We start from the raw sequence: 14,222 nt of genomic DNA on the forward strand, positions 1-14,222 counted from the left end.
CTTAAACCTCCCTTGCCGCACGCAGCACGGCCCGAACGATACGGTTGTGCGAGCCACACCTGCACAGGTTGGCGTCCAGCGCCGCTCGTACCTCGCCGTCGCTCGGAGTGGGATTGCGATCGAGAAGGGCTTGCGCTTGGAGGATCATTCCGGAGGAGCAGTACCCACATTGCGCAGCCTGCTCGTCGATAAATGCCTGCTGAAGTCTGCCGGGCTTCTCGCCGTCACGCAGGCCTTCCAGGGTTGTGACCGAACGTCCAGCGGCGGCAGAGGTTGCGGTGAGGCATGACCGGACCGGTTCGCCGTCAATGAGCACCGTACATGCTCCGCATTGCGCGCGGCCGCAGCCATATTTCGCCCCATTGATCCGGAGATCATTGACAAGCACATAGAGCAAGAACGTATCGTCAGGCGCATCCACGCTGACAGCTTTACCATTCAAACTGAAGTCAACCACGTGCCATCCTCCCAGTTTCGTATTGTGCTGGTGCAGCAAATTCGCTGCAGTGCAAAATAGAGCTTATCTGCGAAACAAATGAATCTCACTGCCAGCTATTGCAGTATCGTAAGTTGGCGCAATAATTCCGACAAGTTTTATTCGAGACAGTTACGTAAGCTCGTACTTGTTATGAGCTTTATCGGAAGGTGCCGTATCGGCATCCATTTTGGAGCTCGGCCGGATCCGAGTGAAACAATTCACGTTGTTCAGAGACAGCTAGGCTGAGGAGCATAACGAATGAGGTACGCAACTGGGATAACGTTTCTGGCGATGGCGGCCAGTGCTGTTGCCTTCGCGCAAGGGCCGACCTCTCAACCTGGCGCGCGGCCGCAGTTGTCCGAAACTCCATCCACTCAGGCGCCACTTATCGGCGGTATTCCGAATGCCAACCAGACCAATTCAGGAAGTACGAACACCTCAAGTGTCGTCACGGAGCAGATGGAGGGGGAATTGCTCTCCAGCGACCTTATCGGCCGGCCTCTTCATGACGCCGCTGGAACGCGAGTTGGAACCGTACGGGACATTCTTATCAGTCGTGATCATAAAATGACGGCGCTGGTTGCTGACCTAGACGCTGCTTCCGGAGCAAACGGCAGGAGAGTTGGCATTCCCGTCGGCGCCATCGAACAGAAGACGGTGAACCGTCGGGATGTTCATCTCCTGGTAAAGATGGATCTGAGCATACTGAAAAATGCCAAGGGGTTCGAACCGCTCGCACGAGAGGCTGGTCTCGATGACAATCAGGACCTCACGAAGGGAAGTGGTACGGCGACCGGAGGCTCCGTTCCGCAATCTCGCTAGATCTGTGCATCTTGATGTCGCTGGGGATGCGGCGCAACATCCATAGAACAAGCTCTGTTCAGGATGCGGAGCGCTCACATGGGGCTTCTGGATAATCACAGTCCCGATATGGTAAAGAGTAAGCCGTTTTACCACCAAGCTAGCGTCGTTTGGGCCTCATGATGATGAACCGAAATGCTCTCTACCGATACTGATGTGCTGAAAGCGGCGGAAGACTGGAGGCGGGCCGGAAAAGGCGTTGCGCTGGCGACCGTGATCGAAACCTGGGGATCGGCCCCTCGGGCCATTGGCAGCCATCTGATCATCGATGAGGATGCGAACTTTCTGGGCTCGGTCTCCGGCGGCTGCGTGGAGGGCTCTGTCATCACCGAAGCGCTTGATGTCATCGCGGACGGAAGGCCACGTGTGCTCGAATTCGGGGTCGCGGATGAAACTGCTTGGCGTGTCGGGCTCTCCTGTGGCGGGCGCATCAAGATTTACGTGGAGCGCGTGGAATAACATGGCTTCAGAAATGGACGGGTCGCCATCTAAGCATCTCGCTTTCCCTGAGAACATCTCCGAACTGCCTCTAGGTCAGCGTCCTGGCAGCGCTTCGGCAAGGGCCTGTCTATGAAACTGGAGATGCTCTCACGGCTCAACGGCGAGCGAGCCGCCCGCCGTGCCGCTATTATCATCACCGATATCCAATCCGGCGAGCAGCGTCTCGTAGGTCAGGACGCAATCGCACAGGATCCGCTCGCCCCGCTGCTGGATCTGCATCTGACGCGAGGCAAGAGCGCTCTTGTAGAACATGATGGGCGCCAGTTCTTTCTGACAGTGCAAGAGCCACCGTTGAAGGTCGTTATTATAGGAGCTGTGCATATCAGCCAGGCGTTGATCCCTATGATGAAGCAACTCGACCTGAGCATCACAGTCGTCGACCCACGTACGGCCTTTGCGACGCCAGATCGCTTCCCAGATGTTTCGCTCTTAACAATGTGGCCGGACGCCGTCCTACCAAGTCTTGGCTTCGATCGGTACACAGCGCTAGTCGCGCTGACACATGATCCGAAAATAGATGACCCTGCGATCATAACTGCTCTTCGTTCACAATGCTTCTACATCGGTGCTCTCGGATCGCGCAAAACACATGAACGACGTATTGAACGCCTGACCAACGCGGGCTTCATAGAGGCTGATCTGTCCCGTATTCGTGCACCTATCGGTCTCGATATAGGCGCAACGTCGCCTGCGGAGATTGCCGTCTCGATTCTAGCCGAAATCGTCGCTGCCTTTCGGAATGAGCGGAGAGGATCAGCGTGAAGTTCGGTCCTGTCGCGATCGAGGATGCTATCGGGGCGATTGCCGTTCACAGTGTACGCGCAGGCAAAACGTTCATCAGGAAAGGAAGCTCCATCACGGCGGAGCTGGCCCTGTGTTTGAAGCGAGAAGGCGTTGACATGATCGTCGCCGCCCAGCTGGAACATGGCGATGTCGGCGAGGATGACGCTGCGCGAAGGATCGCCGAGACACTCGCGGGGGAGAGTGTCATTGTAGAACGGCCCTTTACGGGCCGATCCAATCTTTACGCCGGCGCTTCCGGCGTTCTCATGGTTGATAAGCTGTCGATCGACCGTCTCAATGCTGTCGACGAGGCGATTACCGCTGCAACATTGCCTGCCTACAAACCCGTGGTCGAAGGGGAAATGATCGGAACCGTGAAGGTCATCCCGTATGCAGTTCCCGATTTGGTGCTCAAGCGCGGTTTGGCTGTCGTCGGTGGGGGAGCTTTGCATGTCGCTCCCTATGCCTGCCGAACGGTCGGGGTGATTTCTACCTTCCTGCCAGGCATGAAGCAGACGATCATCGATAAGACGATCACCGTGCTGTCGACGCGGCTGGAGCCTGCCGGCGCGACGGTCACGGCGGATCGTCGCATTCCCCACGATACCTATGTGCTTGCCGATGAACTGCTGCGGCAGGCGGCTGATGAGACCGAGATCATCATCGTGTTCGGGGCATCTGCCATTGCAGACCGGCGGGATGTGATTCCAGCCGCGATCGACAAGGCTGGTGGGCATGTGGAAAGCCTCGGCATGCCCGTTGATCCTGGAAACCTGCTCCTTGTCGGAACCATAACGGGCAAACCGGTCATTGGCGCGCCGGGTTGCGCCAGGTCTCCCAAGGAAAATGGATTTGACTGGGTCCTTCAACGCATGCTGGCGAAAGTCCCCGTCACCCGCGCCGACATCAACGCTATGGGAGTAGGGGGGCTTCTCATGGAGATCTTTTCCCGGCCGCAACCGCGCGCTGGCGGTGAAAGCGAGGATGAAGCGTGAGTGGTGTGGCGGCCATTATTCTTGCTGCCGGGCGTGGCACCCGCTTTGGCCAGGAGCCTAAGTTGCTCGCCACGTTGCAGGGCAAACCCTTGCTCCTCTATGGAGTCGAGGCGGCAATGGGGTCCGCGGCGCAGCCCGTTATCGTCGTAACAGGGCACCGCAGCGGTGAGATTGAGGTCGTGCTGGAAGGTCTTCCGATTCAGATTGTCCACAACGCTTCTTTCGCAGAGGGCCTCTCGACATCGCTTAAGGCCGGGTTCGCTGCGCTCCCGCCGAAAGCAAAAGCCGCCATCATTCTTCTGGGAGATATGCCGCTGGTGACAGCTGCCCTTATCGACGAGCTCGTGGTCGCCTGGGAGGAGGCGGGTGAACCAGCCGCTTTGGTTCCGACGTTGAACGGGCAACGGGGTAACCCGGTCATAATCTCACGAAGGCTCCACGGCCTGATCGATGAGCTTTCCGGAGACAGCGGCGCAGGTCTCGTCCTTCGCGGTCGGTCCGACGTGGTCGAGTGGCCCACGAGCAGGCAAGCGGTTCTACGAGACGTCGATACGAAGGAAGAATTCTCCAGCCTTGGTTGAGAAGGCGAGCGTAAAGCACTGGCAGCGCCATGGCTGGCCCTGTGGACAGTTCTCTGGAACGGGGCGGGCGGCCCATACGTTTCAAGACAAACGCTCTAGGAGGTTTTGATGCGTTTGCGCCACCTTCTTGCCGCCATGGCGGTTTCCATAGCCTGGGGCGGTGCCGCCGAGGCGTCGCCCAAGGCCGTAGTGCCTGATTTCGACCGGGTCGAGACGGCTTATACCCAGTATCGCTACCGCGTTGTCGAGCGACGCCCACGCTACCGTAGGGTCGTTTATCGGAATTGGAACAACCGGCGTCCCGTTCGCGTGGTCCGATACGCCCGGCCTTACAGGTATGCCCGGCCGTATCGCTACGCCCGACCGTACCCCGTCTATCGGCCTGCTCGCGTCGTCCCGTACGGATATTACGGTCCGGCCTATGGGTACTACCGGCCCGTCCGGTATTATGCAGGCTATGGCCGCCCCTATTATCCCTATTATGGATACGGACGGCCCTACGGGGGCATCTCGATCGGGGTCGGGTTTTAAGCTGGACGCCTAGACATCAAGAACGAGGCGGACCATCGGTCCGCCTTTATCCATTGGTCCAACTGGATAAAGCGCGCCGGCTTTCCTCAGGGTCCGCCACACGCGATCTTGGCCCTTGGACAGGTGGCGACGTATTGCGTTGTCGGGCAATACGTTTGCATAAAACTATCGTCCAAAGTGCATGTCACATGCACCCGGTAGCCACGGGATGAGGGGCCTGTGTCATGCAGGACCGAGTAACCAAGCTCCTGATCCGCCAGCCTGATGATCGGTCGACTGGTCTGCTGGCCTCGGATTACGGTGTCCCGGCTTCGGGTCATGGTGGTTAAATCTGCCGCGGTCGCCGCTGTGCTGAACGCAGCGGCCGCGAGTGCAATCCAGACATATGATGTTTTCATACGAACCTCACAGGCTCTCCAACAGGGTCAACGATCAGGCTTCGCCATTCGAATAATGCCGGGCCGCCTCCAAAGATCCGGAATATGGGGAGGGGGGCGCGAGCCCGACGGCAGATGTGGAGGCCGGCTTGACCTGGGCCGGCGCTCGTGTTCCTTCGCGCCCGCGTTGCAGGCCCGAGGATAAGATGAGCCCTTACAAGATACTGACTGCCGCTCTTGCGGCCTTTCTGGCGGCCTCCCTGGCGAACGGAGCTTCGACCGCTTTCGCGCAGGGTAAGGAGCCGCAAAGCTGGCCTGAGGTGAAGTGCGCCCGCTATAAGGCGGCGTGGACCGAGGCTCTGGCACGACGGGGCACGCGAGGTCTAGGATCAGAATTTCTCAGTCGTCATGATGCCTTCCTGGCATCGGGTTGCACGACGAAAGGTGATGTCTGCCCCCGTTCTACCGAGGAACTCGAACTCGCAAACATCATGGTGGTTGCAGCGATGAACGCCGGAACAGCGAGCACCTTCCCGCCTTTCGCTTGCCGTAAGTGAGGCTCGTTTCACTCGGTCAGTCCGCCCGATCTAACGAGACAGTCGGCAAAGACCGAAGTCCCGAAACATGGCCAAAGCGATACCGCTCTGCGGGAGACGGAGTTCAGCGCCCGTCAGAACGAGCCCCACCGCAAGGCTGCGGTTCCGTGGCGGCCTCCATGCAACTTTAAAGGAGCGGCCTGGGTTTAAGGGCAGAACCCTGACAGGAGCCGGTCATGGCCGATACCGTCGCAGATTTCATCTGGCAGCGTTTGCAGGAATGGGGCGTACGCCGTGTCTACGGCTATCCGGGAGATGGGATCGGCGGTTTGATCGCGGCACTTGCGAGGACCGAGGGCGCGGTCGACTTCGTCCAGGTGCGGCATGAGGAAATGGCGGGCTTGATGGCCTGCGCAGACGCGAAGTTCACCGGTGACATGGGCATCTGCATCGCAACCTCCGGGCCCGGCGCGATTCACCTTTTGAACGGCCTCTACGACGCGAAATTGGACCACCAGCCTGTTCTGGCGCTCGTCGGCCAGCAGGCGCGCACGGCCATCGGCTCGCATTACCAGCAGGACCTCGACCTCCAGTCCCTCTTCAAGGACGTGGCCGGCGCTTACGTGGAGACCGCTGTCGCGCCGGCCCAGGTCCGGCATCTGATCGACCGGGCCTACCGAATCGCGAAAGCGGAGCGTCGCGTCACGTGCGTGATCCTGCCGAACGATCTCCAGGTTGCGCCGATGGAGCAGCCGACGCACGAGCATGCCATGACCCATTCGGGGACCGGTATAGAAATGTCGCCCGTCGTTCCCGACCCGAGCGCCTTAGCCCGGGCTGCCGAGGTGCTGAATGCGGGGGAGAGGGTCGCTCTCCTGGTGGGCGCTGGCGCGCTTAGGGCCACGGATGAGGTCATCGCCGTGGCGGAACGGCTTGGCGCTGGGGTCGCCAAGGCGCTTCTAGGCAAAGCCGCCGTCCCGGACGACCTATCGTTCTGCACGGGTTCGATCGGCCTTCTGGGTACAAAGGCCAGCTGGGACCTCATGCAAGACTGCGACACGCTCCTTATGGTTGGTTCGGGCTTTCCCTATGCGGAATTCCTGCCGAAGGAAGGCCAAGCCCGAGGTGTGCAGATCGATCGTGACGCTGGCATGTTGGGACTGCGCTACCCAACGGAGGTCAACCTTGTCGGCGATTCCGCCGCGACGCTGGCAGCGCTTCTGCTGCTGCTCGACGAAAAGCCGGATCGGTCGTGGCGTGAAACGATCGAGGCCAGCGTTGTTTCCTCGCGGGAGCAAATCCACGGCATGGCGATGGCCGAGGCCGATCCGATCAACCCACAGCGGGTCGTATTGGAGCTCTCACAGCGTTTGCCGGACCGATCCATCGTCACGGCCGACAGCGGCACTACGTCGGTCTGGTATGCGCGCAATCTCAGCTTCAGGCGGGGAATGATGGGCTCCGTCTCGGGAACTCTCGCCACCATGGGATGCGCGGTTCCTTATGCCATTGCGGCGAAGTTCGCCTATCCCGAGCGTCCGGTGATTGCTCTCGTCGGCGACGGCGCCATGCAGATGAACGGCTTGGCGGAACTCATTACGATTGCGAAATACTGGCGACGGTGGGCGGATCCACGTCTGATCGTGATGGCGCTGAACAACCGCGACCTTGCCTATGTCACCTGGGAGGAGCGCGTTCAGGCGGGCGACCCGAAATGGGAGGCCTCGCAGACGCTTCCTGACGTACCCTATGCGGAGTTTGCCAAATCCATCGGTCTTGCGGGCCGTCGGGTTGAGGATCCGGAGCAGGTCGGTCGGGCCTGGGACGAGGCCCTTGCGGCGGACCGACCTTTCGTACTCGATATGGTGACGGATCCCAATGTGTCCCCGATCCCACCTCATATCACGCTGAAGCAGGCGCGACACTTCATGGGCGCACTCGTCAAGGGTGACGCGGAGGCTCGCAACGTGCTCGTCGATACCGCCCGTGGCCTTATCGGATCGATCGTGCCTTCGAGGGAGTGACGTCCCGCCAGGGTTCGCTGGCCTCGAGCGTGCGGCCCATGGGGTGGAACTCACTAACTGGGCCGTTCTTATATCTAGGCACTGTCGTTCCAAACGTACCGAAGAGCCCGATGTGATTGACAATTTTCATGATGAAAACCGGGCTGACGCGATGGCGCACCAGACACCGCCGGCATCCCGGGCGACCAGTCCTGTGGTCGTCATCACAGGGGCGTCCGCGGGCGTCGGGCGCGCCGTAGCGGTGGCGTTCGGCCGGGATGGCTGGCACGTGGCCCTCATCGCCCGCGGGCGCGGGCGCCTTGCGAGCGCGGCTCGCGAGGTCGAAAAAGCGGGCGGCAAAGCTCTGGTCATCGCGGCTGATGTAGCGGATGCCGACGCCATGGAGGCTGCGGCCGACCAAGTGGTCGGCGTATGGGGACGCATCGATGTCTGGATCAACAACGCAATGGCGTCGGTCTTCGGCCCAGCCAGCGCGTTGAACTCTGACGAAATCCGCCGTGTCACCGAAGTGACCTATCTCGGGCAGGTCCACGGAACACTAGCGGCCCTGCGTCATATGCAGAAGACGGGCGAAGGAACCATCGTCCAAATCGGGTCGGCGCTGAGCTATCGGTCGATCCCGCTGCAGTCGGCCTATTGCGCGGCGAAATTCGCCGTGCGCGGGTTCACGGATTCGCTGCGCAGCGAATTACAGCACGAAGGCAGCCGGATCAGACTTACCATGGTGCAGCTTCCTGCCGTGGACACCCCTCAGTTTGATTGGGTGCGCAGTCATCTGCCCAAGGAATTACAGCCCGTTCCTCCGATCCACGAGCCCGAGGCTGTGGCGGAGGCAATCGTGCGGGCTGCCCGGAACGCCCCCCGCGAGATGTGGGTCGGCAGTCCCACGATTCAGGCGATCCTCGGAACAATGGTTGCGCCGAGACTCCTGGACCGCATGATGGCGCGCCGGGCTTGGGAGGGGCAGATGACCGGAAAGCCAGCGCGGCCTCGCGAGGGTAACCTGTTCGATGCGCCTCCTGGCGATCCGGGAGTCGGCGGCCGGTTCGGCCCATGCTCCCGCAAGCGCGTAATGGCAGTTTCCGAAACGGCTGCGCGCGGGATCCTGGCCGCGGTTGCGCTCGGCTGCGTGGCGGGCGCCGTCGCTGCAGGGTGGAGACTGGGTACGAGAAGCACCTCGTCGGGGGATCGCCGCTTGGCCGCTCGGGAACGCGCCGCGCGCATGATCATCTAAACCATATTGAGGTGCTTGAGAGCGAGCAGGTGGTGGACCTGCCAGCGGACGCATCTGCGGTCTGAAGACTTATTGCTTGTTCGGCTTTACGCGAAACAAGCTAGTATAAGAGGCTCCATTCCTGCTCAGGATCTCAGGCAGAGCAGGCAAGTGTAATAGAGGCTTCTTGGTGGCAGTTGAGCAGTTGCTTGCGAAACAGCGCGACGGCAGGCGAGGGGGAGCGGCTTCGCTCGATCACGACAGAGAACGGGGCACGATAGATCAGTTCCGTAGCGCCCTTCACCTCACGGAAGGCGCTCAGCCGCGGAAGTCCAGCCACGTAGTGGGTCGGGAGAAAGGCCGCATAGCCACCACTTGCGAGAAGTGTCGCAACCGATTCGAGGCCGGATGCTACAGCAGTGTGCTCGACCCCAAGCCGTTTCGCTAGCGCGAGGCTATGACGATCCTGCTCGCGCACGATCAAGGATGCCTTGCCGGCAGCGACATCTTTGAGGTCCAGTTCCTCCTCGCCCTCCATAGGGCCTGCGTATAGGCGGAACTCCTCGATGAACAATTCCTCGTATTCGAAGTGGCTGTCGCCGACGGGCGCGCCGGTGATACCGATGTGGATATGGCGGGACAGAAGGTCATCGAGCAGTTCGCGGGGCGGACGGACTCGAACATCCAACGTGACGTCAGGCGCGAGAGATCTGAATTGCCTGATGGCTGGAACAAGCCGGGTCTGCGGATTGGTGATGCAATTATCGGCAATGCCAACGCGCACTTCTCCGACAATCACGTTCCTGGCGAAGTTCAATTCGTTGCGAACTGCCTCCAAGGTGTCGCATGCAGCGATCGACGCCCGCAATGCAACGCGGCCGAATTCCGTGAGCTCGAAGCCCGAGGGGCCCCGGTGACACAAGCGCGCGCCCAAGCGCGCTTCAAGGGATTGGATATGTCGACTGATCGTCGAGCGCTCCATCCGCAGTTTTGTTTCCGCAGCGGTCAGTCCGCCTGCTTCGGCTACAGCTCTAAAAATACCTAATAATCGTAGATCACCCTCCGTAAATGACGGGATTGCAGAAACTTCAGAACGTATCATGTTGCGTGCTCTACAAGTATGCGTGTACTCTGGCATACTTGTGAGTGACAATGAATTGCATAGAATTCTTATATGTCTAAATGATGTGCATATTGAATACGCTGTTTAGGCATCCTGCACGATGATTGTGCACTAGGATTATTCAAGGGGTATCGATGTCCTTGCCGCTAACGGTCCCGCCGAGGGCCGGTCACCAGAGCTTCCTCTACTCGCCAGTCGTCACGGATCTCGACGCGCTTGAGGCCGATGTCGCAATCCTCGGCATTCCATATGGCAGCGCCTACGAGCCGCATGCGATCGCGAACGATCAGATCAAGGCTCCGGATGCTGTCCGCGCTGTAACGGATCGGATCAGCCGGGGGCTTGAGCGCTACGATTTCGACGTAGGCGGCACGATCTATGGCGACCGCGACCTGAAGGTCGTCGATGTCGGGAACGTCCCGTTCGATATTCATGACCGGAGCAGCCATTACAGGCGGGCCGAGGAAGCGGTCCGAAAGATCCTGGCCGCCGGCGCGATGCCAATCACGATCGGCGGCGACCACGGCATCCCGATTCCTATCCTGCGCGCCTTCGAAGGCCGCGGACCCATCACGCTGATCCAAGTGGATGCGCATATCGATTGGCGCGATCACGTGAACGGCGTCTATGACGGCCTTTCAAGTCCGATCCGCCGGGCCTCCGAGATGGACCATATCGGCGACATCTTCCAGATCGGCATCAGGTCCCAGGGAAGCGCCCGTCCCGAGGAGGTGGAGGCTGCGCTTGCCTACGGCGCAAACATCATCCCGGCTTTCGAGGTCCACGATGGCGGTATCGACGCCGTGTTGGCTCGCATTCCCGATGGGGGGCAGTACTACATCACCATCGACGCCGACGGCCTGGACCCATCCGTCATGCCGGCCGTGGAGGGGCCTGCTCCCGGAGGTCTGACGTTCCATCAGGTCCGCCGTCTCATCCACGGGCTGGTCGGTAAGGGGCGGGTGCTCGGCATGGATATCGTCGAGATCACGCCGTCGTTCGACGTGAACAACATCACCAGCATCACAGCCGGGAGACTTATGGTGAATCTCATCGGATCAGCCGTTCGAGCTGGCTATTTCGACGCTTCTTCAACTGAACGCCGTCTCGCTCCAGAAACCACGAGGTTGTGCAATGTCTAATATCGATCGCAGGCAATTCGGCCTTCTGGCGGGAGGCGCAGCGCTGGGCCTATTCGCGCCGCGCCCCGCCTTTGCCGAAACGACCCTTGAAAAGATCAGGCGCACGGGCGTGCTCAGGGTCGGCACCGAGGCGGCCTTCCCGCCCTTTGAGTTCGTCAAGGATGGCAAGATCGTCGGCTACGGCAAGGACATCCTCGATGAGGTCGTGGCCGCGCTCGGCGTCAAGCTCGAACAACTCGACCTGCCGTGGCAAGGCATCCTGCCGGGCATCCTGGCGGGCAAGTTCGATCTCGTAGCAACTACCGTCGGCATCAACGAGGAGCGCGCAAAGCGCTACGCGTACACCCTGCCCATCGCCGATGGGGTGCCCTATGCGGCAAAGCGCAAGGGCGAAGCGATGAAGAGCATGGCAGATCTCAACGGCAAGGTCGTCGCCACGCAACTTGCCTCCTCGACCGAACCGGTCGCCAAGGCCGTCGACGCCAAGCTCAAGGCGGATGGCGGGAAGGGGTTTGCGGACCTCAAGCTTTATACGGCCTTCACGGAGAGTTACGTGGCACTGGCGAACGGGGAGGTCGACGCCGTGATCCAGTCCCTCCCGAGTCTTGCGGTGCTCGTCAAGGAGCGTCCGGAGACCTTCGAGCTTCTCGCACCGATGACTGCAGGCGCGAACTACACCTACCTGTCATGGGTCACGCGTCCGAACGATCTGGATCTGCGGGACTTCGTATCCGGCGTGATCCGCACCATGCGCGACGACGGCCGGCTGGGCAAGCTGCAAGACAAGTGGTTCGGATTCCAGATGAAAATTCCGGAAACCGGCTACCTGCCCCCGGGTTCGTTCTAATTGGGACTGGAAGGATCTCGAGGGCGATGGTTTTCCAGACTGCTCATCTCATTTCGGTGATGCCGAACCTGTCGGCCGCCGCCCTCGTCAACCTCCGCCTCGCGTTGATCATCATCGCGATCGCCCTGATCCTCGGCACGGCGCTCACGATCCTCCGGTCACTCAAGATCGCTCCCGTGAATGCGGTGATCGACGTGCTGATCAGCTTCATCCGCGGAACGCCGCTGCTGGTCCAGATCTTCATCTTCTACTACGCTTTGCCGAATGCCGGGTTGGATTTGAGCGCCGAGGTCGCCGGAGTGCTGGCCATCTCGTTCAACAGCGCGGTCTTCGTCAGCGAGATCATGCGCGGCAGCCTTCCAACGATCGATCCTGGACAGATCGAGGCCGCCACGGCGCTGGGATTGCGTCGCCACGTGATCTGGCTGCGGGTGATCCTGCCCCAGCTCTTTCGTCGAACCCTCCCGGTCCTCATCAACGAGTCCACCATCGTCGTGAAGGGCACGGCGCTGCTCTCGGTCATCACGGTGGTGGATGTCCTGCGCACCGCCCAGCAGATCGCCAGCTCTACCTTCCGTCCCTTCGAGACCCTCGTAGGCGCGGCCATCGTCTTCCTCGTCATCAATCTGGCAGTGAGCTTCGTGGGCATGACCCTCGAGGCACGCCTCGCCGCAAGGCGGATGTAAGCCTATGGGTTTCGACGTCTCGGTCTTCACCACCTATTGGCCCCTGTTTCTTCAAGGCGCGCTCCTGACGATCCGGGTTTGCTTGGCGGCCTTCGTGGTTGGCTTCGCGCTCGGCACTGTGCTCGCGCTCCTTGCGCTTGTGCCCCTACGGCCGCTGCGGTTCCTGATCGGTGTATATCTTGCAGTGCTGCGGGGCATCCCGTTCATCATCATCCTGTTCCTGGTGCATTACGGCCTGCCTTTTGCAGGCGTCCGCCTCCCGGCCGTCTTCACCGGCACCATCGCTCTCTCCCTGTTCGCCAGCGCCTATTTCGCCGAGATTGTAAGAGCTGCCATCGTCGCTCTGCCGAAGGGACAGTTCGAATCCGCGAGAGCGATCGGCATGTCGCCCGGGCAGGCCATGCGCTACGTGGTGGCTCCACAGATCCTTCGTCCTCTCGTGCCGCCTTCCACCAACATGACGCTCACGATGATCAAGGAATCGTCCGTCCTGAGCTCCATCACAGTGGCGGAGCTGACCTATCAGGGGTTGGTGGTGCAGGGGAACACCTTCGCGCCCTTCGAGGTCTTCGCCGTGGTGGCCGGCGTATACTGGATTATCTCCATCGCCGTGGCGCGGGCCGCAACTCTGCTTGAGCGCAAGGCCGGCGGAGCGCAGTCCAAGGCTGTCACCCGCAACAGCCTTGCGGACAGCTTCCTTTCCCTCGAACGACGGCCCGCATCATGAGCGACATACCGGTTCTGTCGGTCTCCGCCCTCGTGAAGCGGTTCGGCCGAACGTCGGCCCTGGAACAGATTTATCTCGACATCCATCGCGGCGAGGTGGTCGCACTCACCGGCCCGAGCGGCTGCGGGAAGAGCACGTTGCTGCGCTGCCTAACCTGGCTCGAACAGCCTGACGACGGCTTCATTGCTATCGAAGGGAAACCATTCGGGCGCGAGGTGAACCCCGGCGGAGCTGTCCGCCGCCACAGTGGCCGGCAGATCGACACCATGCGCCCGCGGATCGGCATGGTGTTCCAGCAACTTCATCTCTGGCCACACCTCAGCGCCCTCGACAACATTGCGCGCCCGCAGGTCGTGGTGCTTGGTCGGGCGCCCGAGGAAGCGGCCCGTCGAGGCAGGGCTCTGCTGGAACGGCTGGGTCTTGCCGACAAGGCCTCGTCCTTCCCTCATGAGTTGTCCGGCGGTCAACGCCAGCGAGTCGCCATCGCCAGGGCGCTTGCCATGGACCCGGCCCTGATGCTGTTCGACGAGCCGACATCGGCTCTCGATCCCGAATTGGTCGGCGAGGTGCTCGAACTCCTGAGGGATCTCGCCCGGGGCGGCATGACCATGCTGGTCGTCACCCACGAAATCGGCTTCGCGGCCAAAGTGGCGGACCGCATCGCGTTCATGGATGGCGGCCGCATCGTCGAGGACGGCCCGGCCCAGCAGGTGCTGAACCAGGCTTCCAGCCTGCGCGCGAGGGCGTTCTTCGATCTCGTCATGTCCCCGGGGCGCGCCGGCGCCGGCGCGCAATCATCATCCACAAAGGAGTAGAA

The 14,222-nt window shown here is 60.9% G+C and carries 16 protein-coding genes; 14 read left to right on the forward strand and 2 right to left on the reverse strand.

The window, feature by feature from the left end; translation table 11 throughout:
* Window position 1: 1 nt before the first annotated feature.
* Entirely contained in the window at window positions 2-457 is a 456-nt protein-coding gene (locus DRB19_RS16685) for a (2Fe-2S)-binding protein (protein WP_114187165.1), read from the reverse strand.
* Window positions 458-736: 279 nt separating this feature from the next.
* Between DRB19_RS16685 and DRB19_RS16690 the strand changes: the two genes are divergently transcribed.
* The 9 genes from DRB19_RS16690 (at window position 737) to DRB19_RS16730 (ending at window position 8,901) form a co-directional block, all read left to right on the forward strand.
* Window positions 737-1,300: a PRC-barrel domain-containing protein gene (locus DRB19_RS16690; protein WP_114187166.1), complete on the forward strand. Its 564-nt coding sequence runs from the start codon at window positions 737-739 to the stop codon at window positions 1,298-1,300.
* 174 nt (window positions 1,301-1,474) lie between these two features.
* On the forward strand, window positions 1,475-1,798 hold the full coding sequence (locus DRB19_RS16695) for an XdhC family protein (RefSeq protein WP_114187167.1): 324 nt from the start codon (window positions 1,475-1,477) through the stop codon (window positions 1,796-1,798).
* A 111-nt stretch (window positions 1,799-1,909) separates the two neighbouring features.
* Window positions 1,910-2,602 (forward strand): XdhC family protein, encoded by a 693-nt coding sequence (locus tag DRB19_RS16700; RefSeq protein WP_114187168.1) that lies wholly within the window; start codon window positions 1,910-1,912, stop codon window positions 2,600-2,602.
* Window positions 2,599-3,618 (forward strand): molybdopterin-binding protein, encoded by a 1,020-nt coding sequence (locus tag DRB19_RS16705; RefSeq protein WP_114187169.1) that lies wholly within the window; start codon window positions 2,599-2,601, stop codon window positions 3,616-3,618. The genes DRB19_RS16700 and DRB19_RS16705 overlap by 4 nt, the downstream gene beginning before the upstream one ends.
* Entirely contained in the window at window positions 3,615-4,199 is a 585-nt protein-coding gene (locus tag DRB19_RS16710) for a nucleotidyltransferase family protein (RefSeq protein WP_114187170.1), read from the forward strand. The genes DRB19_RS16705 and DRB19_RS16710 overlap by 4 nt, the downstream gene beginning before the upstream one ends.
* 108 nt (window positions 4,200-4,307) lie before the next feature.
* A complete protein-coding gene (locus DRB19_RS30790; protein ID WP_176602648.1) occupies window positions 4,308-4,730 on the forward strand; it encodes a hypothetical protein in 423 nt (140 codons plus the stop codon).
* Between the two features lie 583 nt (window positions 4,731-5,313).
* Window positions 5,314-5,664, forward strand: a complete 351-nt coding sequence (locus tag DRB19_RS16720) for a hypothetical protein (RefSeq protein ID WP_114187171.1) — start codon at window positions 5,314-5,316, stop codon at window positions 5,662-5,664.
* 215 nt (window positions 5,665-5,879) lie between these two features.
* Window positions 5,880-7,667 (forward strand): thiamine pyrophosphate-requiring protein, encoded by a 1,788-nt coding sequence (locus DRB19_RS16725; RefSeq protein ID WP_114187172.1) that lies wholly within the window; start codon window positions 5,880-5,882, stop codon window positions 7,665-7,667.
* Window positions 7,668-7,779: 112 nt separating this feature from the next.
* Window positions 7,780-8,901, forward strand: a complete 1,122-nt coding sequence (locus tag DRB19_RS16730) for an SDR family oxidoreductase (RefSeq protein WP_308494289.1) — start codon at window positions 7,780-7,782, stop codon at window positions 8,899-8,901.
* Between the two features lie 133 nt (window positions 8,902-9,034).
* Here DRB19_RS16730 and DRB19_RS16735 read toward each other — a convergent pair whose 3' ends face one another.
* Complete coding sequence (locus tag DRB19_RS16735; protein ID WP_114187174.1) at window positions 9,035-10,018, reverse strand: LysR substrate-binding domain-containing protein; 984 nt, start codon at window positions 10,016-10,018, stop codon at window positions 9,035-9,037.
* Between the two features lie 119 nt (window positions 10,019-10,137).
* On the opposite strand from DRB19_RS16735, the gene DRB19_RS16740 reads away from it, so the two are divergent.
* The 5 genes from DRB19_RS16740 to DRB19_RS16760 are packed head-to-tail and all read left to right on the forward strand — an operon-like array spanning window position 10,138 to window position 14,220.
* A complete protein-coding gene (locus DRB19_RS16740; protein WP_114187175.1) occupies window positions 10,138-11,145 on the forward strand; it encodes an agmatinase in 1,008 nt (335 codons plus the stop codon).
* Window positions 11,138-11,992, forward strand: coding sequence for a transporter substrate-binding domain-containing protein (locus tag DRB19_RS16745; RefSeq protein ID WP_114187176.1), 855 nt, complete (start codon window positions 11,138-11,140; stop codon window positions 11,990-11,992). Before DRB19_RS16740 ends, DRB19_RS16745 begins: the two co-directional genes overlap by 8 nt.
* Window positions 11,993-12,018: 26 nt before the next feature.
* Window positions 12,019-12,678, forward strand: a complete 660-nt coding sequence (locus tag DRB19_RS16750) for an amino acid ABC transporter permease (protein ID WP_114187177.1) — start codon at window positions 12,019-12,021, stop codon at window positions 12,676-12,678.
* Window positions 12,679-12,682: 4 nt separating this feature from the next.
* Entirely contained in the window at window positions 12,683-13,405 is a 723-nt protein-coding gene (locus tag DRB19_RS16755; protein ID WP_114187178.1) for an amino acid ABC transporter permease, read from the forward strand.
* Window positions 13,402-14,220, forward strand: coding sequence for an amino acid ABC transporter ATP-binding protein (locus tag DRB19_RS16760; RefSeq protein ID WP_114187179.1), 819 nt, complete (start codon window positions 13,402-13,404; stop codon window positions 14,218-14,220). Before DRB19_RS16755 ends, DRB19_RS16760 begins: the two co-directional genes overlap by 4 nt.
* The last annotated feature ends 2 nt before the right edge of the window (window positions 14,221-14,222 follow it).

The organism is Microvirga aerophila, assembly GCF_003332305.1.
GTDB lineage: Bacteria > Pseudomonadota > Alphaproteobacteria > Rhizobiales > Beijerinckiaceae > Microvirga > Microvirga aerophila.